The organism is Synechococcus sp. R8-2, from assembly GCF_047461715.1.
In the GTDB taxonomy this organism is placed as follows: domain Bacteria; phylum Cyanobacteriota; class Cyanobacteriia; order Thermostichales; family Thermostichaceae; genus Thermostichus.
Map to the genome: position 1 here is coordinate 1 of NZ_JANSHQ010000221.1, position 677 is coordinate 677.

General features: G+C 53.8%; 1 protein-coding gene. It reads right to left on the reverse strand.

Annotated elements, in window-relative coordinates:
* Positions 1-22 precede the first annotated feature (22 nt).
* Positions 23-388, reverse strand: coding sequence for a response regulator (locus NW819_RS05990; protein ID WP_011432017.1), 366 nt, complete (start codon positions 386-388; stop codon positions 23-25).
* Positions 389-677 lie beyond the last annotated feature (289 nt).

A 677-nucleotide genomic window follows, 5' to 3' on the forward strand; every position in this document is an offset into this window, starting at 1 on the left:
CTTGCCGCGCCTTTTGGTCAACTCAAGACAATTGGGCAGCAACGGCTTTCAGCAGGCGTTTCTGGTCAACGGGCTTCGTCAGATAGGCATCGGAGCCAAAACATAGCCCCTGTTCAATCTCTTCGGGAGAGATTTTCGAGGAGAGAAAGACGAAGGGGATGTGAGCTGTAGACTGATCCCATCTCAGGGCATCCAGCACCCCATAGCCGTTCAGCTTGGGCATCACCACATCGCACAACACCAAGTCGGGCATCAGGGTGCGCACCATCTGCAAGCCCTCTTCTCCATCGGTGGCCGCCACCGTGTCGTACCCCGCTCGTTGCAACACCTTCTGCAGATAGGTGCGAATAGAGGGTTCGTCTTCAATCACCAGGATGCGTTTGGACATAACTTTGTAAAAAATTAAACAAAGACCTGGCCCAACCTGTCGGGCCTACTGTCCGCCTTCCCGGAGCCAGAGAGATCCGAGTTGATGCAAGAACAAGTCGAAGAACTACAGCTGCAGAATAGGGAAACTCTGGAAAAAAAAACTCCGCCAAATCGCTCATTCTGGGATCTCCCTGCTCTGCAAAAATCCTGATAGAGTGCGGAACAACTTTCCTCATCCGCAGATTTGCGGTTATGCCAGGTAGCCCAAACTCCTCTCCTCCTTTGGGAGAGGGGCCGGGGGGGAGGGC

Coding starts and splice junctions, on each gene's coding strand:
- NW819_RS05990 (WP_011432017.1), bottom strand. CDS start 388: ATGTCCAAACGCATCCTGGTGATTGAAGACGAACCCTCTATTCGCACC.